Genomic DNA, 23549 nt, shown 5'->3' with positions numbered 1-23549 from the left:
ACAGATGGTTCAACACCCGATTTCTCAATGTGCGTGAACATCTCTCATAATGTTGTTCGGTACTTTCTGGACTGGGATCCTGCGCAGTTAGGCAACACTGTAATGTGGTTCTCAGTTCCAGTCGGAATTCGTGTTGATATCCCAACCGTGGAAATTCTGTGTATCGTTGATCCTCGGTGTTTAAAGCGCCGCAAACGTAATTATAAAAATCTTTTGAATCGGAGGAACCCCGTGGCCCTTCCAAAGTTGACTGACGAGCAGCGCAAGGAAGCCCTCGCGAAGGCTGCAGAGGCACGCAAGGCACGTGCGGAGCTGAAGGAACAGCTCAAGCGCGGTGACATCACCCTGAAGGAAGTTTTGGCTAAGGCTTCCAGCGACGAGATCATTGGCAAGACCAAGGTTTCCGCACTGCTCGAGTCCCTGCCAAAGGTAGGCAAGGTGAAGGCTAAGGAGATCATGGACGAGCTCGAGATCGCACAGACCCGTCGTCTGCGTGGCCTAGGTGACCGTCAGCGCCGTGCTCTCCTCGAGCGCTTCGGCTTCTCTGAGGACTAATCCATGTCAGGCGATAACCAAAAGGGCAAGCTAGTAGTTCTGCTAGGCCCATCTGCCGTAGGAAAGTCCACGGTGGTTAATCGCCTCCGCGAAGAAGTGCCAAATCTTTACTTTTCCGTCTCCATGACCACCAGGGATCCGCGTCCCGGTGAGGTAGACGGAAGGGATTACTTCTTCGTGTCTCCAGAGGAGTTCCAGCGCCGCATAGACAATGGTGAAATGCTCGAGTGGGCAGACATCCATGGTGGATTGCAGCGCTCTGGAACCCCAGCGGGTCCTGTAGATCAGGCTCTTAATGAAGGACGTCCGGTTCTGGTTGAGGTTGATCTGGTTGGTGCCCGCAACGTCGTAGCAGTCAAACCTGACTGTGAGACTTGCTTCTTGGCCCCGCCTTCGTGGGAAGTCTTGGTGGAACGCCTAACTGGGCGTGGCACCGAGTCAGAGGAAGTAATTCAGCGGCGTCTGGAGACCGCCAAGACTGAGCTCGCGGCCCAAGACGAGTTCAAGCACGTGGTAGTAAATCACGATGTGGAAGAAGCCGTGGCGGAGATTCGTGATATTCTTCTTGGTCAAAAATAACCCAACGCTTTAGAAAAGGTGACTGTGAGTAACGTGAGCAACGTGACCGACAGCAATGATGGCGTATTTGATCCGCCAACCGGCATTACTGCACCTCCGATCGATGAGCTGCTCAAGCGCGTGTCCTCCAAGTATGCACTGGTGATTTTCGCAGCTAAGCGGGCGCGCCAGATTAACAGCTTCTACCAGCAGGCCGACGAAGGTGTATTCGAATTTGTCGGTCCTCTGGTCACCCCAGAGGCTCAGGAGAAGCCACTGTCCATCGCACTGCGTGAGATTGAACAGGGCCTCCTGGACCACGAGGAGGGCTAAAACACCTCCTTCCTGAATCCTTTAGGAAGCATTGACCTTCATCCGCCTGAAGCACTTTCGAGGCTTTTGGGTAGGGTGGAGGTCATTAGTCTTTCCTTGACCTTTCAATGTTTGGAGAAAATGAACTGTGTCTGATCAGCCGCGCCGCGTAGTCGTTGGAGTGTCGGGTGGAATTGCCGCCTATAAGGCGTGCCACCTCATTCGCAACTTCAAAGAAAATGGTGATGACGTTCGCGTAGTACCGACAGAAAACGCGTTAAAGTTCGTAGGTAAAGCCACCTTCGAGGCGCTTTCGGGCAATCCAGTTTCGACGGATGTGTTTGACGCGGTTGATCAGGTTCAGCATGTGCACGTGGGGCAAACAGCTGACTTGATAGTGGTGGCTCCGGCTACCGCTGATTTTATGGCGCGAGTAGTAGCTGGCCGGGGGGATGACCTTCTGACCTCCACGCTATTGGTGGCTACGTGCCCCGTGGTGCTGGCTCCCGCTATGCACACGGAGATGTGGGAAAACCCTGCTACTCAGGCAAACGTTAGAACTCTAAGGGATCGGGGTATCACGGTTCTTGAACCAGCTCATGGCAGGCTGACTGGTGCAGATACCGGCCCTGGTCGTTTGCCCGAGCCTGAGCAGATTGCAGAACTAGCTCGCAGTGTGTGTGAGGGCTTTGACCTTCCTTACGATCTGGCGGATAAGAAGGTAGTGATATCCGCTGGTGGAACACAGGAAGACATTGACCCAGTTCGTTTTATCGGCAACCGTTCCTCTGGAAAACAGGGGTACGCGTTGGCAGAAGTAGCAGTCCATCGCGGCGCTCAGGTCACTCTCGTGTCCGGAGCCACCGATTCCCTTCACGTGCCGAGCGGAGCCAAGGTCGTGAATGTGCAGTCCACTAGCGAAATGGCTCAGGCGATGTATGAGCACTCCAAGAATGCCGATGTGGTCATTATGTCGGCAGCGGTAGCGGATTATCGCCCAGCGGCTGCGGCGACGTCCAAGTTGAAAAAGGGTGAAGATGACGAGTCTCTAAACACCTTACGCCTGGTGGAAAATGAAGACATTCTAAAAAACTTGGTGGGCATGCGTGATAGTGGCGAGCTGAAGGATGGCGTGAAGATCGTCGGCTTTGCTGCGGAGACGGGTGATGATACCCATTCTGCACTGGAATTTGCACGAATAAAGCTGGCTAGAAAAGGTTGTGACTTTTTGATGTGCAACGACGTTTCTTCTGGTCAGGTTTTTGGTCGTTCGCGCAACCGAGGCGTGTTGTTATCCAACGCTGGGGTAGAGGTGGAAATTTCTGACGGTCCAAAGCTTCAGGTTGCCGCACAGATCCTTCAGGCCGTGGCAGAGCAACTGAGTGATTAAAGTGGTTGACCCCAAGGAGGCTTTCCCGTGCGGAGAGCCTCTTTTTGATATGCCAGGTGTGTAGGATGTTGCCAAATTAGACAGCTTGGTCTATATTTGTGTGAGTCTAAACGGACATGGCATTTAATGCTCAACTAACCGAACAAACCGAACTTCTTTTAAGGACACAACTGTGACACAGAACTCCCAGGCGACCAATTTCCGCCTCTTCACTAGTGAATCCGTAACTGAGGGTCACCCAGACAAGATTTGCGACGCTATCTCGGACAGTATCCTTGACGCCCTGCTCGCTATCGACCCGAGTGCGCGCGTGGCTGTCGAAACTCTGGTGACCACCGGCCAGGTGCATGTCGTAGGTGAGGTACGGACCTCCGGTTATGTAGAGATCCCAAAGATCGTACGTGACAAGCTGCTTGAGATTGGATTTGTCTCTTCAGAGGTTGGCTTCGACGGGCGCACTTGTGGCGTCAATATTGCTATTGGTGAGCAGTCGGCTGAGATTGGCTCCGGCGTAGACAACTCTCAAGAGGTGCGTTCCGGCGCAACTACTGATGAGTCTGATCAGGCTGGCGCGGGCGACCAAGGCCTAATGTTCGGTTATGCAACTAACGAGACCGAGGAGTTCATGCCACTTCCTATCGCTTTGGCTCACCGTTTGTCTCGTCGCCTTACGCAGGTCCGCAAAGAAGGCATTGTCGACCACCTGCGTCCAGATGGTAAGACCCAGGTCACCCTCGCATATGATGAGCATAATAAGCCAGTTGCAGTCGACACCATTGTTATCTCCACCCAGCATGATCCTGACGTAACTCAAGAGTGGTTGGCTGAACAACTGCGCGAGCACGTTGTCAATTGGGTATTCCAAGATGCAGGTATTGCAGACACCCTTGTTGCTGACGGGGATTACAATCTCCTCATTAACCCATCCGGTTCCTTTGTTCTGGGTGGCCCTATGGGTGACGCTGGCCTTACTGGTCGCAAGATTATCGTGGACACTTACGGTGGCATGGCCCGTCACGGAGGCGGCGCTTTCTCCGGCAAAGATCCTAGTAAGGTTGACCGTTCCGCCGCGTATGCAATGCGTTGGGTAGCCAAGAACATCGTTGCAGCGGGCTTGGCAGAACGCGCCGAGGTTCAGGTAGCGTACGCGATCGGCCGTGCTAAGCCAGTCGGATTGTACGTTGAAACTTTTGGAACTGCTGCTGAAGGCCTGAGCGATACCAAGATTCAAGAAGCAGTGAGTGCTGTGTTTGATCTTCGGCCAACTGCCATCATTCGTGATCTTGATCTGCTGCGCCCAATCTACGCTCCAACTGCTGCCTATGGTCACTTCGGTCGTACCGACTTGGATCTGCCTTGGGAGAGGCTCGATAGGGTAGATGCCCTTCGCGCTCACCTCGGTTTGTAATTGCCAATCCTTACAGGTAAACGCTCCATTCTGACGAATGTCGCTTGCGTTTATTAAGATGTAGACCATGCCTAAGACCCGCGAACCAGCACCAACCTTGCCGGTAGCGCGGGTCTTGCCATTGCTGGGTATTTCTCACCTAGATCGCGCATTCGATTACCGGGTTGACTCTGACCAAGATGCCTCGGCTAAGCCTGGTGTCCGCGTTCGTATCAAATTCGCCGGCCGTCTAGTTGACGGGATCATACTGGACCGAACGAGCGAATCTGATCACAGGGGCAATCTATCGTGGATACACAACGTTGTATCGGAGGAAGTTGTTTATCCCGCTACCATGCGCAAAGCAATCGAGTCACTAGCCTTAAGGTACGCGGGTGTGACAAGTGACCTGATTAGGTTGGCCATTCCTCCGCGTCACGCAAAGGCAGAAGAATCTGAAACTTCCACTCCGTGGGATCAACTGGGAGAGGTGAGCGAGCCAGATCTCTCCTCATGGTCCGCGTATGTCCATGGCGAGGCGTTTGTGGACGCGGTCATTGAAGGCAATCAGGCTCGAGCTGCATGGCAAATTGCGCCGGGTGACGATTGGTCCCTAGCTTTGGCTTCTCTTGCGGTAAAGGTAGTCAAGGACGGCGGTGGCGCTCTGATCGTTGTTCCAAATCAAAAGGACGTGGATCAGCTTTCAGTAGCGCTCAGAACTATGGTGTCGGCTAAGCAAGTCACTGAATTGACGGCGTCGCTAGGACCCCAAGCCCGATACAGGCGTTATTTGTCCATAATTCATGGTCAAGGTCGCCTCGTCATAGGTACACGCAGCGCAGCTTTCGCACCGGTGGAAAACTTGAAGCTCATGGTCATCAAAGACGATGGTGATGAAAATCTGGTGGAGCAGCGCGCACCGTATCCGCATGCGCGTGAGGTGTTGACTACCCGCGCTGCTATGGAGAAATCATCATTGATCATTGCGGGTTCCACTCGAACTGCTGAAACTCAATTGCTAGTGGAGTCAGGATGGATTCATAGCCTTATTGCAGGCAGGGAGGCCATCCGAGCCCGAATGCCATACATCCATGCGGTCGCTGACTCAGACCAAGCGTTGGAACGCGATCCTCTGGCTCGGGTGGCTCGAATCCCGTCCGAGGCCTTTAGAGCATTGCGAGCAGGACTAGATCGTGGCCAGCCGGTGATTCTTCAGGTACCGCGTAAAGGTTATGTGCCCTCAATGGCTTGCGGAGTGTGTCGAGCTCCAGCAAGGTGCAGACAGTGTAATGGTCCAATCGGTTTGCCTCCGGCGCACAACAATGAGCCGGTCACGCCTACTTGTGGTTGGTGTGGCAGGTTAGAAACACATTTCAATTGCCCCAACTGCGGTAACCATCGGTTGCGTTCAGTGGTTATTGGCGCAGGGCGCACTGCGGAGGAAATAGGTCGTGCCTTTTCCAATACCAAGGTGATCACGTCGGGTGGTAACAAGGTCATTCATGAAATCCCTAATGAGCCGTCTATCGTAGTGGCAACTCCAGGCGCAGAGCCGCTCATCGAGGGCGGCGGTAAATATGGTGCAGCGGTATTGGTGGATACGTGGTCGTTGCTTACCCGTGCCGATTTGAGGGCTACCGAGGATGTCCTTGCGAAGTGGATGCATGTGTCAACCTTGGTGAATTCAGGGGCAAAGGGCGGTGAGGTGGTTATCGTCGCAGACCCGAGCTTGAGAGTAGTTCAGCACCTGATCCGTTGGGATCCCGTTGGAGCCGCTGAGGCGGAGTTAGCTGATCGTAGGGAAGTGCGGTTCCCCCCAGCAGTCGCCATGGCAGCGATCGATGGTGCCGCCCAGAGCCTAGACGCGTTCATTGATTCCGCGGACTTACCGGAACACGCGGAAATTCTCGGCCCAGTAGACCTGCCACCAGGAGTCAAGTTGCCTGGTGAATACGACGATCAGGAGCACGGCCCAGCACAACGCATGTTGATCAGGACCCCCTTGGGGCCCAGGGGACAGCTGGGGCAAGCGCTCAAGGCCGCGCAGGTACGTCGCGCAACACGGAAAGATACCTTGCCGTTGCGTGTTCAAATAGACCCCATCCGAGTGGGATAAAGCCACTTGGTAGGGGTAGGGTAAGAAAGATTGTGCCTACTATTCAACGTTGTAAGGAAGCTCATAAGTGACCATCCGCGAAATTCGTCTTTTCGGAGATCCAGTACTCACCTCACAAGCAGAAGAGGTGAAGGATTTTGATGCCAAACTGGAGAAGCTAGTAGCAGACATGCTTGAGACCATGGATGCAGCTGGGGGAGTGGGTTTGGCAGCTAACCAGATTGGCGTACTCAAGCGAGTGTTTGTTTTTGATTGTTCCCATGTGGAGGACGGGCTTCGAGGCCACATTATCAATCCGGTGTGGGAAGCAATCGGAGAGGAGACCCAAACCGGGCCGGAGGGTTGTTTGTCTATCCCGGATATCACCGAGGACACTACTCGTTGGCAAACGGTGAGAGTTACCGGCAAAGATATGGAGGGCAATCCGATCTCCATGGTTGCATCTGGTTTGATGGCTCGCTGTATTCAGCATGAGACGGACCATCTGGATGGCATTCTGTTCTTAAAACGCCTCGATAAGGATTCTCGTAAGCAGGCAATGAGCCACATTCGCCAATCGGAATGGTTCAACCAGTAATAGCTTCATCATCAAGATAATTTAAGGATCTACTTTCATGCGATTGTTGTTTGCCGGAACCCCCGAACCAGCTGTCGTGGCACTGCAGAAGCTTCTGGAATCTGACCACGAGGTCGTGGCGGTCCTCACGCGTCCCGACGCCCCTAAGGGGCGCGGTCGTTCACTGCACCCATCGCCAGTGGCGGCACTTGCAGCCGAGCACGGCATTGAAGTGCTCAAACCCAGCACTCTTAAGGCGGGTACTGAAGACGGACAGGCGTTCCGCAAGCGTCTCAAGGAACTCAACGTAGACTGTGCGCCTGTAGTGGCATACGGCAACTTGCTACCGCAGGACGTGCTGGACATGGTGCCCCAAGGATTCATCAATCTGCATTTCTCCTTATTGCCAGCATGGCGGGGAGCGGGACCCGTTCAAGCTGCGATCGCTGCAGGTGATACGGAAACCGGTGCTACCACTTTCCGTATTGATGCTGGCCTTGATACCGGTGACATACTCGGCGTGGTAAAGGACCAGATTAGTCAGACTGATACCGCGGATGATCTTCTGACTCGTTTGGCCTACTCAGGTGCAGACTTACTGGTTGAGACCGTGGACGGGCTCGAGTCCGGAAACATTACTCCGCGGCCACAGGAAGGTGAGGCTTCTCACGCGGCGAAGATTCTGGTTGCTGATGCACAGGTTGACTTCGGTGACGAAGCCGAGGTTCTGTCACGCAAGCTGCGTGCGGTAACCCCAGCACCTGGTGGGTGGGCAATGATGGGGGACCAGCGATTTAAGCTGAAGCCAGTGACCGTAGTCCCACCGGAACAACTGGAAGGCGTCCACCTAGCTCCAGGTGAACTTCTGATTGAGAAGAAACGCGTGCTGGTGGGTACCGGTTCTACTCCTGTGCAATTGAGCATGATTCAGGCACCAGGTAAGAAAATGATGCAAGCAACTGACTGGGCTCGCGGCCAGAAAGACACTGAGGGGTTAAAGTTCGCATGAGTTTGAACAGTAGTACAGGCGGATTCCGCTCACGTAGTCAAAAAAAGAACTCTGGGCCAAGGACCAACGGATCACGGCAGCGCCAGCCACAGTCTAAGCGCTCCAACAATCGCGGTGGCGACCGCACACCTCAGCGTAGTGAACTGCGTGAGATCTTTGCTGGTATCGACCTGCCTCGGGCGGTAGCTTTTGACGTGGTATACCGCGTGGAAGTAGACGGAACCTACGCTAACTTGGCGCTTCCACGCCTGTTAAAGGAGGAAGGGATCAAGGGCCGCGATGCGGCGTTCGCAACGGAGCTAACATACGGCACGTTGCGCACCTTGGGTGTTGTCGACGCTGTGATCGACGACTGCTCATCCCGTGGAATTAGCGAGATTCATGCGGGCGTTCTGACCGCGCTTCGGCTGGGAACTTATCAGCTTATGTTCACCCGGGTGGAGTCACACGCGGCCGTCGATACGTCCGTGCGCTTGGTGGAGGCTATCGGTCAGGAAAAGGCTAAAGGCTTTACTAACGGTATTTTGCGCACCATTTCCCGCACCAAGCCGAATCAGTGGATAGACAAACTTTCTCCTGAGGATCCTCTCGCTGCTGTTGCGTGGCGCAACGCGCATCCGGAGTGGATCGCTCGGAGCTTTGAGCAGGTTGTGGGCACTGAGGAGTTGGAGGCAGCATTAGCTGCTGACTCTTTGCGCCCAAAGGTACACCTAGTTGCTCGCCCAGGTGAGATCAGTGCGGAGGAGCTTGCCCTGATCACCGGTGGCGAGGAGGGGACTTACTCGCCGTATGCGGTATACCTAAACTCTGGTGACCCAGGGCAGATCGAACCGGTTCGTCAAGGTCTTGCCGCGGTACAGGATGAAGGTAGCCAGCTGATCGCTCGGGCAGTGGTCGAGGCACCACTGGTCGGTGAGGATTCCGGCAGGTGGTTGGATCTGTGTGCTGGCCCAGGTGGAAAAGCTGCCTTCCTTGGTTCCATGGCACAGATAGATGGTGCCCACGTTGACGCAGTAGAAGTAGCGGAGCACCGGGCGACGCTGATTTCCCGAAGCGTTGAGAAGCTTCCGGTGACCGTCCATCATGCCGACGGGCGTAAACCTGGACTCGAACCAGGCTTTGACCGTGTACTAGTGGATGCGCCGTGTTCCGGTTTGGGTGCGCTGCGTCGTCGCCCAGAGGCAAGGTGGCGCAAGAAAGAAAGCGACATCGCGGAACTAAATGAACTGCAAACACAGTTGTTGAAGTCTGCATTAAATCTCGTCCGCCGCGGCGGAGTGGTTGTCTATTCCACCTGTTCGCCGGATCTCCGCGAAACGCGGGGGATAGTGGACGCGGTCCTCGCGGCCGACGCGTCTGTGGAGGAACTAGACGCGCACTCCTTGGTACCAAATATGGACAATACGGGTGACGAGAAGTCAGTGCAGATGTGGCCCCACCGCCATGGCACGGACGCAATGTTCTTCGCAGTCTTGCGGAAAAAGTAGCTTGTGGCCGTGGGCATATGGCCCGCAGACCTAGGCTGCTGTGTCGCTAATGATGAAAACGTGGGCATTGGTTATACAATGTTTGCCATGACTGCAGAATTTCAGCGCCCAATTATCTCCCCATCCATTTTGGCGTGCGATTTCGCACAGCTCGATCGTGAACTCGAGGCCGTGTCCAACGCGGACTGGATCCATGTAGATGTCATGGACGGTCACTTCGTTCCAAATCTGAGTTTTGGAGCTGACATCACCGCTGCGGCATACCGCCACACGGACAAGCCACTGGATGTGCACTTGATGATTGAAAACCCTGAGAAGTGGGTTGATAACTACATCAAGGCTGGTGCTTCCTGCGTAATCTTCCATGTCGAGGCAACTGACAAGCATGTTGAACTAGCGCGCTACTTGCGCGAGAAGGGCGTGCGAGCTGGTTTCTCCCTCAAGCCTGGCACCCCGATTGAGCCCTACCTAGAGGATCTCCATGAGTTTGACCTGGCTTTGGTGATGAGTGTTGAACCGGGCTTTGGCGGACAAAAGTTCATGTCTGACCAGCTGGAGAAGGTGCGCACCTTACGCAAATACATTGACGACAACAACTTGGACGTGCTGATTGAGATCGACGGCGGCATCTCCGCGTCGACCATCAAAGAGGCGGCTGAAGCTGGTTGTGACGCCTTCGTAGCAGGCTCTGCCGTTTACGGTGCGGACGTTCCACGTGATGCGGTAGATGAGCTTCGTCGTCTAGCTACTGTGGACTAATTGTGAGTTTAGAGCTCATCAATAGGCTCTACGCGGATCACTCCGGCACGCCTTTCATAGACGTGCCGGATTATTTGTCTGGGATAGAGCACGCAGGTCTGGAATACTTAGTCGGCCGTGATTATCAAGAGAATCTGCAGAGAATACGATCCGATTTTGGCGAGGATGTGTATTTCGCGGCTATCGCGGCGCTAACAGCGGGACACGCAGTGAAGGGGAGAACGAGCCCGAATCCACCCGTCGGCGCGTGCGTATTGCTTGGTGGGACCTCCCGCACCGTAGCCGCGGTCGGTGCTACCCAGCCTGCCGGTGGCCCTCATGCGGAGGTGATGGCGCTTCGCGCCGCAGGGGATAAGGCGCGAGGCGGGACTGCCGTGGTGACCTTGGAGCCATGCAATCACACCGGCCGAACGGGGCCATGTTCTCAGGCGCTGATTGACGCTGGTGTAGCTCGGGTCTTTTACCTCACCGGAGACCCAAACCCGCAAGCTACTGGTGGTGCAGAGTTTCTCAAGGATCACGGAGTGGAAGTGCACTGCGCACAGATTACTCCTGCCGCATTGGAACCGTGGTTGGTTGCACTTGCTCACGAACGCCCAGCAGTGACGGTGAAGTGGGCGCACACTTTAGATGGGTTCATCGCTGCCCAAGATAGAACAAGCAAATGGATAACCGGCGAGGTAGCGCGGGAGTTCGTTCACTACGATCGTGCCCGGCGCGATGCTGTCATCGTGGGTACGGGAACGGCTCTAGAAGACAATCCGCGGCTGAACGCGCGCACGCCCAATGGTGGAGAATACGCCCACCAGCCGCTGCGCGTTGTAGTAGGTACGCGCAACCTTCACGAGGATTCTTTCTTGACGCACGCTATGGTTGACCCAGATGAGGTTCAGCTGGGTAGTGGTGCAGTGATTCAATGTGCGACTGTAGATGGAGCGTTGTCTACCTTGTGGCGTCTGGGAGCGCGCGACGTGGTGGTTGAGGGTGGTTCCACACTCTTTGCTTCCTTGTTTGAGGAGGGGCTTGTTGACTTTATTGATGATTACCATGCCCCTGCAGTGCTAGGTGCGGGAGTACCGTTAATAGGGAAAAGTCTGGCACCAACGATCAGTCAGATTAAACGCTTTGCCCCGCTTCATGGGATCTCGTTGGGTGAAGATTTTTTGTGGCGATTGAAGAAGAAGTGAGTAAGAAAATGTTTACCGGAATCGTTGAAGAAATTGGTACCGTTTCGCGTCTAGAGCAGTTGGGGGATTCGGTGCGCCTAGTGATTGGCGCTAAGAAGGTAGTCGCCGATGCCACGTTAGGGTGTTCCATCGCGGTCAACGGTGTTTGCTTGACTGTGACAGAGTTTACTGAGGATTCCTTTAGTGCTGACGTAATGCAGGAGTCTTTGGACCGTACCTCCCTGGGGTCCTTGACCCCAGGTGAGAAGGTGAACTTGGAGCGGGCCTTGTTAGCGTCGGCCCGCCTAGGTGGGCACATCATGCAAGGTCACGTTGACGGTACCGCAGAGCTGATGTCGCGCACACCATCTGAACACTGGGATGTACTGCGTTTTAGCCTCGATCCTAAGCTGTCGCCTTACGTAGTGGAAAAGGGATCAATAGCATTAAACGGAACGTCGCTTACGGTATCTGCTGTGGGGGAAGACTACTTGGAGGTGTCGCTGATCCCCACCACCCTTCGAGATACCACTCATGGCGAGCTAGAGGTGGGGCAGAAGGTCAATGTTGAGGTGGACGTTTTGGCCAAGTATGTAGAAAAGATGATGAGCCGCTAGGAAGCGGACTAAGGTAAAACAGCGTGAATAACCCTGAGCAAGACAATGACATCACACTAGACAGCGTGGAGGAAGCCGTTGAGGCTATAGCCCGAGGCGAGGCTGTTGTAGTTATAGATAATGAAGACCGCGAGAATGAAGGCGACCTGATCTTCGCGGCGGAAAAAGCAACCCCAGAGTTGGTGGCCTTCATGGTCCGTTACTCTTCTGGTTACATTTGCGCCTCGCTAACGCAGTCTGAGCTAGATCGCCTGCGCCTTCCAGCAATGACGGCCAAGAATGAGGACGCGCGCGACACCGCGTATCGCGTGACTGTGGATGCGGCAACGGGGACGACGGGCATATCTGCTACTTCGCGTGCTGAAACCTTGAACCGTCTCGCGGACCCAAGCTTCGGTCCTGAGGACTTCACCCGCCCAGGCCACGTGGTTCCTTTGTGTGCACGCGACGGTGGAGTTTTGGCCCGTGATGGCCACACTGAGGCTGCCGTGGACTTGGCGCGATTGGCTGGGTTAGCGCCTGTGGGTGTGTTGTGTGAGCTGGTGAGTGAGGACGACCCAACAGACATGGCGCGCAGTCCAGAATTGCGCCGGTTCAGCAATGAGCATGGGTTAAAAATGATCAGTATCGAGCAGTTGCGCCACTGGCGGTTGGAGAATGAGAAGCTCATCTCCCGAGAGGCGGAAACATCCCTACCAACAGACCACGGAGAATTCCGTGCGTTTGGCTACAGGTCCACGCTCGATGGTATCGAACATGTTGCCTTGGTTAAAGGAGATATCGCAGCCACGGGTGGCCAGGAGGTGCTCGTCCGTGTCCATTCTGAATGCTTGACTGGTGATGTCTTCTCGTCCCAACGGTGCGACTGCGGCCAGCAACTCAACGAGGCGCTGAATCAGATTGAGAAGGCTGGAAGAGGCGTGTTGGTGTACATGCGAGGTCAGGAGGGGCGCGGAATTGGCATTACTGCGAAACTTAAGGCGTACGCTCTCCAAGACACCGGCATCGACACCGTGGATGCTAACGTGCAGTTGGGGCATCCAGTGGATGCTCGGGACTACACCATGGCTGCACAGATTTTGAAGGACCTTGGTATTGGGAAGGTAGCGTTGATGACTAACAACCCAGCTAAGGTGGAGCAGATGGAATCTTTGGGGATTGAAGTTAGCCATCGGGTGAGCGTTCCCATAACTGTCAATGGCCACAATGTGGCGTATTTACGCACGAAACGCGATCGCATGAACCATGAGCTACCGTGGGTAGCTGAATACGACGCTAACCAATCCTGAAACCTATGAAGGACAACGATTCATGAGCAAAGAGGGACTACCACAGGTATCAGATGTAGACGGCACTGGGTTAAAGGTGGCGGTGGTGTCGAGCATGTGGAATGAACACATCTGTGAACAGCTGCACCGTCGTGCCGTGGAAACGGGCGAAAGCCATGGTGCAACCGTGTCATCTTACCGAGTAGTTGGTGCACTGGAGCTGCCAGTAGTTGTGCAGAAGTTAGCCCGCACTCACGATGCCGTAGTGGCCTTGGGCTGCGTTATTCGTGGTGGTACACCACATTTTGACTACGTGTGTGACTCCGTTACCGCTGGGCTAACCAGAATAGCTTTGGACGAGGGAACGCCTGTGGGTAATGGCGTATTAACTACCGATACCGAGCAACAGGCCATTGATCGAGCTGGCTTCGAGCAGTCAGTAGAGGACAAGGGTGCAGAATCCATGATCGCCGCGCTGCACACTGCTCGTGTTCTGAGCAGCATTGAGTAATTACTGTCACACAGTTTGGGTGCGGTACGGATACGTTATATGACCAACTAAAGGCGTAGGGTTAGTATCTAACTTACGTATAGTTGTTGGCTTGACCACCGTGTCGAACGGTGAAACGACGAATAAGCAGGAAAAGAGATGGAAAACAGCAACCCAACCCGCGGTATTAGCGAAGCTGAGATGCATGCTTACGTGGCTGCTGACGCAGCCATGACCTCCACGAAACCGTGGGTCATTGATGTCACCAGCAAGAGAATGAAGTTATACGCAATCTTGATGGCTGTGGCCACACTGGCGGTTCACATTTTCCTAGCGATCGTCGTTAACGTGGGAGACACCGGCACCACCGTGACTCGCATTGACCAGTGGGGTTACCTAGGTGTAGGCATTGTGCTGGCCGTAGTCTTCTACCTAGGAATCTCTCGTCCGCGCGTTCGCGCAAATGAAGATGGCGTTGACATCCGCAATTTCATTGGTTCGCGCTTCTACCCATGGCAAGTCATTTACGGTCTCTACTTCCCAGAAGGCGCACGCATGCCACGCCTGGAACTTCCTGAGTTCGAGTACGTGCCAATGTGGGGATTGCAAGCTGCAGACGGAAAACAGACCATTGAGGCTGTGGCCAAATTCCGTGAACTTGAAGCAAAGTACATGCCAGAGGATTAAATCTTTTTATCGTGGCTGACCCAACAACTTACCGCCCAGCACCTGGAACCATTCCAACGGATCCAGGTGTTTATAAATTCCGGGATCCATCGGGACAAGTCATTTACGTGGGCAAAGCAATTAGCCTGCGTTCTCGACTGTCGAACTACTTCCAAGACCTGTCTCAGCTGCATCCACGCACACGGCAGATGGTCACAACCGCCTCCAGTGTGGAGTGGACCGTAGTGTCCTCTGAAGTGGAGGCGTTGCAGCTTGAATACACCTGGATTAAGAAGTTTGACCCCAAGTTCAACGTCAAATATCGGGATGATAAAACTTACCCAGTTTTAGCAGTCAGTGTAGGCGAACGAATACCGCGGGCCTTCTTCTACCGAGGCCCTAGGCGCAAAACCGTTCGGTACTTTGGCCCGTATTCCCATGCGTGGGCGGTGCGGGAAACGCTCGATCTTCTCACTCGAGTATTTCCTATGCGCACCTGCTCTAAGGGAGTGTATAACAGGCATGAACAGCTAGGGCGTCCTTGCCTTCTTGGATACATAGACAAGTGCGCAGCTCCCTGCGTGGGGAGGGTAAGCGAGGCGGAGCATCGCGAGATCGTCAATGGTTTTTGCTCCTTTATGTCGGGGAACACCGACGCAGTCACCCGTGATTTGACCAAACAAATGGAAGCAGCCGCCGAAGATTTGGACTTCGAACGTGCGGCACGCCTGCGGGACGATCTAGCAGCGGTTAAAAAGATCACAGAGCAGCAAGCAGTTGTGTTGGGCGATGGCACCGATGCCGATGTGGTCGCAGTAGCAGCGGACGAGCTAGAAGCTGCAATCCAGATGTTCCACGTTCGTGCGGGTCGAATTAAAGGCCAACGTGGCTGGGTGGTGGAAAGAACCGGCTCCAGCGAGGAAGAACTTGCAGATTTGCTGCAGAATTTCCTTATCCAGTTCTACTCGGACTCCGTTGAGCAGGAGCGCCTGGCTACCTCTAGTGAGGTCAAGGCAATGGGTGAGGTAAAGCGCAGAGGTGTGGATCAGTTCTCCCATTCTGGCAAGGCGCCTGCTGGAACGGATGCGCGCCTAACTTCGCGTGCTACGTCCGTGGTTCCTAAAGAGGTTCTGGTGGATATTGCACCTACCAGCATTGACGACGTCGCCCAGGCGCTCGGCCAGCTGCGGGGCTCGCACGTTGACGTCCGTGTTCCGCAGCGCGGTGACAAACGCGCGTTATCAGAAACCGTGAAGAAGAACGCGACTGAGGCGCTGCGTCAGCACAAGATCAAACGTGTTGGTGATATAACCACACGCTCAGCAGCACTAAAGCAGCTGCAAGACGCGCTGTTTCTAGACGAGGCGCCGCTGCGCATTGAATGTACGGACATTTCTCACATCCAGGGAACGGATGTGGTTGCCAGTTTGGTCGTCTTTGAAGATGGGTTGCCCAAAAAGAGCGATTATCGCAGGTACAAGATCAGGGAAGCAGCTGGAGACGGCCACTCGAATGACGTGGCCTCCATTGCGGAAGTGGTTCGGCGTAGATTCAGCAGGCATCAAGAGGACAAGTTAGCGGTTCCCGAAGCCGAAGAATTTGATGGTTCCACGTTTAGTGACGAGTCCGCTGAGCTCACTAACAGCAAAACGGAAAAGAGACGCTTTGCCTATCCACCGCAGCTGTTCATCGTGGACGGTGGACTTCCGCAGGTTAATGCCGCCCAAGAAGTATTTGATGAATTGGGCGTCAATGACGTGATGCTCATCGGTATTGCCAAAAGGCTGGAAGAAGTCTGGATTCCTGGTGATGAGGATCCTCTGATCCTTCCCCGTAACTCGCAGGCGCTGTTCCTCATCCAACAGTTACGCGACGAGGCCCACCGCTTCGCCATTACCTTCCACCGTGCGCAACGATCCAAACGCATGCGCACATCTGAACTGGATTCCATCAAGGGCTTAGGGCCAACTAGGCGTAAGGATCTAGTTAAGCATTTCGGTTCTGTAAAGAACCTCAAGGAGGCCTCCGTAGAGGAAATTGCTCAAGTAAAGGGCTTTGGCAGCTCCCTCGCGCAAGCGGTGTTCGACGGCCTGCACAAGGAAAAATGACATCAGCCACGTGTGAGGGAAAACAGCGTTACACTTGGTTGGTATGAACAGGACTCTGAAAGACAGCGTAGAAGCACTGGCAGACGCTACTTCCAATCACGGGGATGGGAAGTTCCCCACAGTCATCATCACCGGTTTGTCTGGCGCTGGCCTCAGCTCTGCAGCCCGTGTTTTGGAAGATATGGGGTGGTACGTAGTACAAAATCTTCCACCGCAGCTTCTCAAGAGTTTTGTTGAGGTGTGCAACAACGCTGACGCCCCAACAGACAAGGTGGCCATAGTCTCTGACGTTAGGTCCCTCGAATTCCACGGAACGCTTGATACAGTAATTAGCTCATTGAGCAAAGAGGGAATTAAGCCACTCGTGCTGTTCCTGGACGCCAGGGATGATGTGCTTATTAAGCGCTTTGACAACCTTCGCCGAGTGCATCCGCTGCAGGGAAGTTCAACCCTACTCACCGGCATCACGCGAGAGCGTTCGATCATGGGCTCAGTAAAAGAGTCTGCGGATGTCATCATTGATACGTCGGACCTGTCTGTACACGATCTGCGGCGGGCAATCGAGCCAAACTTCTCCACGCTCGCTAGCTCAAAGATGCATGTCACCTTCCAATCCTTTGGATTCAAGCATGGCACGCCCAGTGACACGGATTTGATGTTTGATGTGCGTTTCCTGCCTAACCCATACTGGGTTCCTGAACTTCGGCCATTCCGCGGCGTAGACAAGCCGGTGTCGGATTATGTGTTGGGGCAGGAAGGTGCGGAAAAATTCCTTGCGAACTTTGAGCGACTCTTTGAGGACATGCACCCTGGCTTTCAACACGAGGGCAAGAAGTTTGTGACGGTTTCCGTAGGCTGTACCGGAGGACACCATCGTTCAGTGGCTATTGCAGAAGAGCTTGGCCGTAGGTTCCGTGAAAAAGGCGAAATGGATATCACTGTCAACCACCGTGATATCAACGTTTTCTAAAATAAAAGCTTTATATTCCCACCACTAAGGGCTATCACTGAGCGAGACGCATCCAGGTCTTGCGGTCATAAAAAGGGCACGGATTCCATTTTGAACACCAACACCACTGAACCAATGGTGCAGCATCTACCTCCAAGCGAACTACCGGACTTAACCTCTGACTGTTCGGGTGGGCTGCATAGGATTGTCAGTCTGGGAGGCGGACACGGCCTCTTTCAGACCTTGCGCGCGGTAAGAAAACTTGACCATGAATCAATTACCGCAGTAGTAACCGTTGCTGACGATGGCGGTTCATCCGGTCGTATCCGCCATGAATTAGCACAAATCCCACCTGGGGATTTACGCATGGCGCTCTCCGCCTTGGCACCCGATGATGAAGAGGGGCGCATGTGGGAGTCTGTTTTGCAGCACCGCTTTGGTGGCCATGGTGCGTTGGCTGGCCATGCAGTGGGTAATCTCCTCATCGCAGGTCTCTACGATATTCTCCAAGACGAAGCTAAAGCGCTTGACACTGTGGCTAAACTCATTCGCGCCCAAGGCAGAGTTCTACCAATGTGCGATGAGCCCCTAGATATCGCCGCTGATGTCGCAGGTTTAGATGATGATCCACGGATTATTCGTCAAGTCCGTGGGCAGGTAGCGGTGGCTTCCACTACCGGTACGGTTCGGCGCGTCAAGCTGATTCCAGAACAACCTCAGCCACACCCTGAGGTCTGTAAAGCGATTCTTGATGCTGACGTGGTGACACTGGGCCCAGGCTCATGGTTTTCATCAGTCATTCCGCACTTGCTGGTCCCCGGCATTGTTGACGCTCTCAAGGAGACTCGTGCAAAGCGGATTGTGGTACTCAACCTTTCTGCTGAGCCGGGAGAAACTTCCGGATTCTCTGCGGAACGACACATTCACATTTTGCAGCAGCATGCCCAAAATTTGCAGGTAGATGTTGTTCTTGCCGATGCTGAAACTGTCCCCAATTCTTCTGATCGTCGCCATTTAGAGAACTCCGCCAAGAACTTGGGCGCTGAGATTGCTTTCTACGATCTGCGCGAGGTGCGGGAAAACGGCATGGCAACAGAGAGGCATTGTCCGGTTAAGCTGGCGTCGGCCCTAAAGGAGCTTGTCTAACTTACAGGCCGGATAAGCTTCTTGCTTACAGAATTTAGCTCCCAATCAAGTATTGTTAGTGGCCGGCAATGAAATTCTGACGTTTCTGCAAAGGATAGATACTTAACGTGCGCGTTTCTTCACTCACCACCCAGGTTAAGAAAGAGCTGACCAAGGTTACGGTCGGCCACACCAGCGCACGTTACGCTGAGCTAGCTTCAATTATTCGGTTCGCTGGGAAAATGGATGTCGCTTCCCAAAAGCTGATCGTAGAAATGGAGCTAGATCATGAGGACGTGGTGAAACGGGCGTCCAATGAGATACAGGACTTGTTTGGGCTAGAGTGCTCCGTCATGGATCTGGGTGCTTCAGCTACGCGGAAGTCCCCCCGTTACCTCATTCGAGTATCACAAGGTGCGGATACGTTGGTGCGAAAGTTGGGGTTGGTGACCCGCTCCGGCCATCGGGTCATTGGTCTACCTCCGCAGATCATCACCGGCACTATTGAGGACGCTGAGGCGGCTTGGCGTGGTGCCTTTATGGCTGCTGGTCAGCTTTCCGACCCAGGCCGGGCCTCAGGACTTGAGGTTTCCTGCCCGTGCCAAGAAGCATCCCTAGCGCTCGTGGGCTGCGCCCGTCGTCTTGGCCTTTCGGCCAAGACTAAAGAAACCCGCGGGGTGGAGAAAGTGACCCTACGTGATGGGGACGCCGTTGGTGCTTTGCTGACCCGTATGGGTGCGCACTCCTCGCGTCTGCAGTGGGATAAAAAGCGTTTGTCGCGCGAGACCAAGACCTCGGGTAACCACCGATTGGCGAACTTCGATGACGCCAACCTCAGGCGTTCGGCACGGGCAGCGGTTGCAGCGGCTGCGCGCGTGGAGCGTGCCATGGCCATCTTGGGCGACGATGTACCTGATCACTTGGCTGAAGCTGGACAGTTGCGTGTTCAGTACCGTGAAGCTTCCCTGGAAGAACTTGGTCGCTACGCAGATCCTCAGATGACCAAGGATGCCGTGGCGGGCCGAATTCGCCGACTGCTTTCTATGGCGGATAAGCGGGCGGAAGAGTTGGGTATCCCAGACACGCAAGTGGCGGTTACTGACGAGATTTTGAACGACATTTAGACCAAAGTTCACTAAGTTTTAGCCCCTTACGCTGGAGTGTTTCCAGCGTACGGGGCTAAAACGTTGATTTGTGAATAAAACCACAGTTGCAAAATAGTGCCAAGAAAAGGGGAGCGGGGGTGAGGTGTTGGTGTGGGGATATCTCCCCGTAAAGGGGTGAGTGGTCTCGATGCCCTGCGGAAACAAACGGACATAAACGCAACCAATCTCAAAAAGTTGAAGGGTGTACCCCCAAACGTGATCACCTCCTGTAACGGTGCACTTTAACTGGCACTTTGTTGATCCTGCAGGTTCGCAGAATGGCCGGTACACTAGAAGACGATGTTGAGGATTGAGCTTCCCCTTCCAAGCTAAGCAACATGGATGTGGGAAATCACCCCGCCGCGTACACGCGGACTCAACTACAAATGAACTCTACTTTGAGGAGACTTTTACAGTGACTATTAAGGTTGGCATCAACGGCTTCGGTCGCATCGGCCGTAACTTCTTCCGCGCTATCTCTGAGCGTGGCGCTGACATCGAGGTTGTTGCAATCAACGATCTGACTGACAACAAGACTCTGTCCCACCTGCTGAAGTACGACTCCATCCTGGGTCGTCTGGGCAAGGACGTTGAGTTTGATGATGAGTCCATCACCGTTGATGGCCACAAGATGGTCGTTACCGCTGAGAAGGATCCAGCTAACTTGAAGTGGGGCGAGCTCGGTGTAGACATCGTTATCGAGTCCACCGGTTTCTTCACTGACGCTAACGCTGCCAAGGCTCACATTGACGCCGGCGCAAAGAAGGTCATCATCTCCGCTCCAGCGAAGAACGAGGACGCTACCTTCGTTGTTGGCGTAAACCACACCGACTACGATCCAGAGAAGCACACCATCATCTCCAACGCTTCCTGCACCACCAACTGCTTGGCTCCAATGGCTAAGGTTCTGAACGACAAGTTCGGCATCGTCAACGGCCTGATGACTACCGTTCACGCATACACCGGTGACCAGCGCCTGCACGATGCTCCTCACAAGGACCTGCGTCGCGCTCGTGCAGCTGCACAGAACATCGTTCCTACCTCCACCGGTGCTGCTAAGGCAGTTGCACTCGTTCTCCCAGAGCTCGAGGGCAAGCTGGATGGCTACGCACTGCGCGTTCCTACCATCACCGGCTCTGCAACTGACCTGACCTTCGTTGCTGAGAAGGAAGTTTCTGTTGAGGCTGTTAACGCAGCTATCAAGGAGGCAGCAGCTGAGGGCCCACTGAAGGGCGTCCTGGCATACACCGAGGATCCAATCGTCTCCACCGACATCGTGACCGATCCTCACGCTTCCATCTTCGACTCTGGCCTGACCAAGGTTTCCGGCCAGCAGGTCAAGGTTGTTTCTTGGTACGACAATGAGTGGGGCTACTCCAACCAGCTCGTTACCATCACCGAGTACGTTGGCGAGCGCCTCTAATATCTGAGGGTAAGTAAAGCCTTTGGCCCAGTTATCTTTTTTACAAGGTAGCTGGGCCATCCTTATTTGCAGTATCTCTGCACACGCGCGTAAAGAAGCCTAAAATAAATACGTGAGCGTGTGCTCTGGAAACGCGCCCTGAACTTGCTCAGGGTTAAAACTTCATTACTCCTGTTTCCCATTCGAAATGAAAGCTAGGTAACAATGTCCGTTAAGACTTTGCAGGATCTCATCGATGAGGGCGTTGAGGGTCGCCACGTACTCGTACGCTCTGACTTCAATGTCCCACTGAATGATGACGGCGTTATCACTGACGCAGGGCGCATTAAGGCATCTCTGCCAACGATCAAGGCACTGATTGAAGCAGGCGCACGCGTCATCCTCACCGCGCACCTAGGTCGTCCAAAGGGCGAGGTCAATGAGAAGTACTCGCTTGCGCCAGTCGCTGAGGCCCTTTCAGAGGAACTTGACCAGTACGTCGCTCTAGCCGGCGATGTCGTGGGGGAGGACGCACACGAGCGTGCTAACGGCCTCAACGACGGCGATGTCCTTCTCCTCGAGAATGTTCGATTCGACCCACGCGAGACCAGCAAGGATGAGGCTGAGCGTGGAGAGTTTGCTGACCAGCTTGTCGCTCTGACCGCTGAAAACGGCGCTTTCGTTTCTGATGGATTTGGCGTTGTACACCGCGCTCAGACCTCTGTGTACGACGTAGCGAAGCGCTTGCCGCACTACGCAGGAAAGCTCGTACAGACCGAGATTGAAGTTTTGAAGAAGGCTGTGGACAACCCAGAGCGCCCGTACGCTGTTGTCCTCGGTGGAGCTAAGGTCTCTGACAAGCTTGGCGTCATTGAAGCACTGGTAACAAAGGCGGACAAGATCATCATCGGTGGTGGCATGTGCTACACCTTCCTTGCTGCGCAGGGCATTAATGTCCAGAAGTCTTTGCTCCAGGAGGAGCAAATTGATAACTGCAAGAAGCTGCTTGAAGAATATGGTGAGAAGCTCGTACTGCCGGTTGATCTGATCGCTTGTGACTCCTTTGCCGCAGACGCTGAGCACAAGGAAGTTGAGCTGGATGGAATTCCTGAGGGTTGGATGTCTCTCGACATCGGACCAAAGTCCGTTGAAGAGTTCGCCAACGTGCTTAAGGGTGCTAAGACAATCTTCTGGAACGGGCCAATGGGCGTGTTCGAGTTCGAGAACTTCGCTGCAGGTACCCGTGGCGTAGCAGAAGCAATTATTGAAGCAACCTCCAATGGGGCATTCTCTGTTGTAGGTGGTGGCGACTCTGCAGCTGCAGTCCGCACTCTTGGTCTGCCGGAGGACGGCTTCAGCCACATTTCTACTGGCGGTGGCGCATCCCTTGAGTACCTGGAAGGAAAGGAACTGCCAGGCGTTAAGGTTCTGGAGTCCTAAACCCTCATTAAAAACCACGGGTGTTTAGAGTCGATGGCTCTGAGCACCCGTGGAGATACCTTTTATTCGCACACCCCGTGGAATGAGTATTGATTCCACGATTGAAAGGAATACACAAACTTATGGCACGCAAGCCACTGATTGCTGGTAACTGGAAGATGAATCTGGATCACCAGCAGGCAATTGCAACCGTTCAAAAACTCGCTTTCGCACTGCCTAAGGAGTACTACGAGAAGGTAGACGTTGCCGTAACTGTGCCGTTCACCGATATTCGCTCCGTTCAGACCGTAGTGGAAGGCGACAAGCTGGAGATCACTTACGGTGCACAAGATGTTTCAGTTCATGAGTCCGGTGCATACACCGGTGAAGTTTCCGCACAGATGCTGTCCAAGCTGGGCTGCACGTGGGTTGTCGTAGGACACTCCGAACGTCGCGAATACCACAACGAGACGGACGAACTGGTTGCCGCCAAGGCTAAGGCCGCACTGGGCAAGGGTATGAGCCCAATCGTTTGCGTTGGAGAGCCATTGGAAATCCGTGAGCAAGGCACTCACGTCGATTACGTCGTCGAGCAAACTCGCAACTCACTCGCCGGCCTCTCCACCGAGGACCTCTCCAACACGGTAATCGCCTACGAGCCTGTGTGGGCTATCGGAACCGGTAAGGTAGCTTCTGCGGCCGACGCACAGGAAGTTTGTGCGGCAATCCGCAAGCTCATCGTAGAGCTCGCTGGGGAAGACGTGGCAGCTGGCATTCGCATCCTTTACGGTGGTTCTGTTAAGGCAGACACCGTTGGTGAGATTGTTGGTCAGGAGGACGTAGACGGCGGTCTCGTCGGCGGAGCTTCCCTTGATGGTGAGGATTTTGCGAAGCTCGCAGCGAACGCGGCCGGTGGCCCTTTCTAATGCTTCACCTTAACTAATCAACCGCCTTGGATCTATGGAGTTCCAAGGCGGTTTTCTTGGTTGCAAAGTCGTTCCCAGCAGTTCGGCACCGGAACATGGCGTGTCACTATACTGGGGGACTGACTATAGACGGAAAGAG

General features: G+C 54.3%; 22 protein-coding genes. All 22 read left to right on the top strand.

Annotated features, from left to right (window positions below; genetic code table 11):
* Positions 1-231: 231 nt before the first annotated feature.
* The 22 genes from mihF to tpiA all read left to right on the top strand — a co-directional run bounded on the left by mihF (position 232) and on the right by tpiA (position 23410).
* Positions 232-555 (top strand): integration host factor, actinobacterial type, encoded by a 324-nt coding sequence (gene mihF / locus ACXM2N_RS06515; protein WP_458487062.1) that lies wholly within the window; start codon positions 232-234, stop codon positions 553-555.
* A gap of 3 nt (positions 556-558) precedes the next feature.
* Positions 559-1134: a guanylate kinase gene (gene gmk / locus ACXM2N_RS06510; RefSeq protein ID WP_458487060.1), complete on the top strand. Its 576-nt coding sequence runs from the start codon at positions 559-561 to the stop codon at positions 1132-1134.
* Positions 1135-1167: 33 nt separating this feature from the next.
* Positions 1168-1446 carry a DNA-directed RNA polymerase subunit omega gene (gene rpoZ, locus ACXM2N_RS06505; protein ID WP_458487058.1) on the top strand — a complete coding sequence of 93 codons (279 nt, stop codon included), beginning with the start codon at positions 1168-1170 and terminating at the stop codon, positions 1444-1446.
* A 127-nt stretch (positions 1447-1573) separates the two neighbouring features.
* The gene (coaBC, locus tag ACXM2N_RS06500) at positions 1574-2815 is read left to right on the top strand and encodes a bifunctional phosphopantothenoylcysteine decarboxylase/phosphopantothenate--cysteine ligase CoaBC (RefSeq protein WP_458487056.1); all 1242 of its coding nucleotides are present in this window, start codon (positions 1574-1576) and stop codon (positions 2813-2815) included.
* A 172-nt stretch (positions 2816-2987) separates the two neighbouring features.
* Positions 2988-4223, top strand: coding sequence for a methionine adenosyltransferase (gene metK, locus ACXM2N_RS06495; protein ID WP_458487054.1), 1236 nt, complete (start codon positions 2988-2990; stop codon positions 4221-4223).
* 67 nt (positions 4224-4290) lie between these two features.
* Complete coding sequence (locus ACXM2N_RS06490) at positions 4291-6318, top strand: primosomal protein N' (protein ID WP_458487052.1); 2028 nt, start codon at positions 4291-4293, stop codon at positions 6316-6318.
* 67 nt (positions 6319-6385) lie between these two features.
* The gene (gene def, locus ACXM2N_RS06485; protein WP_458487050.1) at positions 6386-6895 is read left to right on the top strand and encodes a peptide deformylase; all 510 of its coding nucleotides are present in this window, start codon (positions 6386-6388) and stop codon (positions 6893-6895) included.
* 37 nt (positions 6896-6932) lie between these two features.
* Entirely contained in the window at positions 6933-7883 is a 951-nt protein-coding gene (fmt, locus tag ACXM2N_RS06480; RefSeq protein ID WP_458487048.1) for a methionyl-tRNA formyltransferase, read from the top strand.
* Positions 7880-9370, top strand: coding sequence for an RsmB/NOP family class I SAM-dependent RNA methyltransferase (locus tag ACXM2N_RS06475; RefSeq protein ID WP_458487046.1), 1491 nt, complete (start codon positions 7880-7882; stop codon positions 9368-9370). The genes fmt and ACXM2N_RS06475 overlap by 4 nt, the downstream gene beginning before the upstream one ends.
* Positions 9371-9457: 87 nt before the next feature.
* Positions 9458-10129 (top strand): ribulose-phosphate 3-epimerase, encoded by a 672-nt coding sequence (gene rpe, locus ACXM2N_RS06470; protein WP_458487044.1) that lies wholly within the window; start codon positions 9458-9460, stop codon positions 10127-10129.
* 2 nt (positions 10130-10131) lie between these two features.
* Positions 10132-11316: a bifunctional diaminohydroxyphosphoribosylaminopyrimidine deaminase/5-amino-6-(5-phosphoribosylamino)uracil reductase RibD gene (gene ribD, locus ACXM2N_RS06465; protein WP_458487042.1), complete on the top strand. Its 1185-nt coding sequence runs from the start codon at positions 10132-10134 to the stop codon at positions 11314-11316.
* An 8-nt stretch (positions 11317-11324) separates the two neighbouring features.
* On the top strand, positions 11325-11912 hold the full coding sequence (locus tag ACXM2N_RS06460) for a riboflavin synthase (RefSeq protein WP_458491050.1): 588 nt from the start codon (positions 11325-11327) through the stop codon (positions 11910-11912).
* Positions 11913-11935: 23 nt separating this feature from the next.
* Positions 11936-13201: a bifunctional 3,4-dihydroxy-2-butanone-4-phosphate synthase/GTP cyclohydrolase II gene (locus ACXM2N_RS06455; RefSeq protein WP_458487040.1), complete on the top strand. Its 1266-nt coding sequence runs from the start codon at positions 11936-11938 to the stop codon at positions 13199-13201.
* Between the two features lie 22 nt (positions 13202-13223).
* Positions 13224-13691: a 6,7-dimethyl-8-ribityllumazine synthase gene (ribH, locus tag ACXM2N_RS06450; protein ID WP_458487038.1), complete on the top strand. Its 468-nt coding sequence runs from the start codon at positions 13224-13226 to the stop codon at positions 13689-13691.
* Between the two features lie 138 nt (positions 13692-13829).
* The gene (locus ACXM2N_RS06445; RefSeq protein WP_458487036.1) at positions 13830-14357 is read left to right on the top strand and encodes a PH domain-containing protein; all 528 of its coding nucleotides are present in this window, start codon (positions 13830-13832) and stop codon (positions 14355-14357) included.
* A gap of 11 nt (positions 14358-14368) precedes the next feature.
* Positions 14369-16444 carry an excinuclease ABC subunit UvrC gene (gene uvrC / locus ACXM2N_RS06440; RefSeq protein ID WP_458487034.1) on the top strand — a complete coding sequence of 692 codons (2076 nt, stop codon included), beginning with the start codon at positions 14369-14371 and terminating at the stop codon, positions 16442-16444.
* Between the two features lie 43 nt (positions 16445-16487).
* Positions 16488-17414: an RNase adapter RapZ gene (rapZ, locus tag ACXM2N_RS06435; RefSeq protein WP_458487032.1), complete on the top strand. Its 927-nt coding sequence runs from the start codon at positions 16488-16490 to the stop codon at positions 17412-17414.
* 114 nt (positions 17415-17528) lie between these two features.
* Positions 17529-18539, top strand: coding sequence for a gluconeogenesis factor YvcK family protein (locus ACXM2N_RS06430; RefSeq protein ID WP_458487030.1), 1011 nt, complete (start codon positions 17529-17531; stop codon positions 18537-18539).
* A 107-nt stretch (positions 18540-18646) separates the two neighbouring features.
* Positions 18647-19642, top strand: coding sequence for a DNA-binding protein WhiA (gene whiA / locus ACXM2N_RS06425; RefSeq protein WP_458487028.1), 996 nt, complete (start codon positions 18647-18649; stop codon positions 19640-19642).
* Between the two features lie 436 nt (positions 19643-20078).
* Entirely contained in the window at positions 20079-21086 is a 1008-nt protein-coding gene (gene gap / locus ACXM2N_RS06420; RefSeq protein ID WP_458487026.1) for a type I glyceraldehyde-3-phosphate dehydrogenase, read from the top strand.
* A 204-nt stretch (positions 21087-21290) separates the two neighbouring features.
* A complete protein-coding gene (locus tag ACXM2N_RS06415; protein WP_458487024.1) occupies positions 21291-22505 on the top strand; it encodes a phosphoglycerate kinase in 1215 nt (404 codons plus the stop codon).
* A gap of 122 nt (positions 22506-22627) precedes the next feature.
* The gene (gene tpiA, locus ACXM2N_RS06410; RefSeq protein WP_458487022.1) at positions 22628-23410 is read left to right on the top strand and encodes a triose-phosphate isomerase; all 783 of its coding nucleotides are present in this window, start codon (positions 22628-22630) and stop codon (positions 23408-23410) included.
* Positions 23411-23549: the final 139 nt, after the last annotated feature.

It is taken from the genome of Corynebacterium sp. ZY180755, assembly GCF_054331495.1.
The sequence above is the reverse complement of the archived record's forward strand: the minus strand, read 5'-3'. Positions and strand labels throughout refer to the sequence as shown.

Coding starts and splice junctions, on each gene's coding strand:
- ribH (WP_458487038.1), top strand. CDS start 13,224: ATGAGCAAAGAGGGACTACCACAGGTATCAGATGTAGACGGCACTGGG.
- rapZ (WP_458487032.1), top strand. CDS start 16,488: ATGAACAGGACTCTGAAAGACAGCGTAGAAGCACTGGCAGACGCTACT.
- ACXM2N_RS06475 (WP_458487046.1), top strand. CDS start 7,880: ATGAGTTTGAACAGTAGTACAGGCGGATTCCGCTCACGTAGTCAAAAA.
- tpiA (WP_458487022.1), top strand. CDS start 22,628: ATGGCACGCAAGCCACTGATTGCTGGTAACTGGAAGATGAATCTGGAT.
- ACXM2N_RS06445 (WP_458487036.1), top strand. CDS start 13,830: ATGGAAAACAGCAACCCAACCCGCGGTATTAGCGAAGCTGAGATGCAT.
- gmk (WP_458487060.1), top strand. CDS start 559: ATGTCAGGCGATAACCAAAAGGGCAAGCTAGTAGTTCTGCTAGGCCCA.
- rpe (WP_458487044.1), top strand. CDS start 9,458: ATGACTGCAGAATTTCAGCGCCCAATTATCTCCCCATCCATTTTGGCG.
- ACXM2N_RS06430 (WP_458487030.1), top strand. CDS start 17,529: ATGGTGCAGCATCTACCTCCAAGCGAACTACCGGACTTAACCTCTGAC.
- ACXM2N_RS06415 (WP_458487024.1), top strand. CDS start 21,291: ATGTCCGTTAAGACTTTGCAGGATCTCATCGATGAGGGCGTTGAGGGT.
- ACXM2N_RS06490 (WP_458487052.1), top strand. CDS start 4,291: ATGCCTAAGACCCGCGAACCAGCACCAACCTTGCCGGTAGCGCGGGTC.
- ACXM2N_RS06460 (WP_458491050.1), top strand. CDS start 11,325: ATGTTTACCGGAATCGTTGAAGAAATTGGTACCGTTTCGCGTCTAGAG.
- fmt (WP_458487048.1), top strand. CDS start 6,933: ATGCGATTGTTGTTTGCCGGAACCCCCGAACCAGCTGTCGTGGCACTG.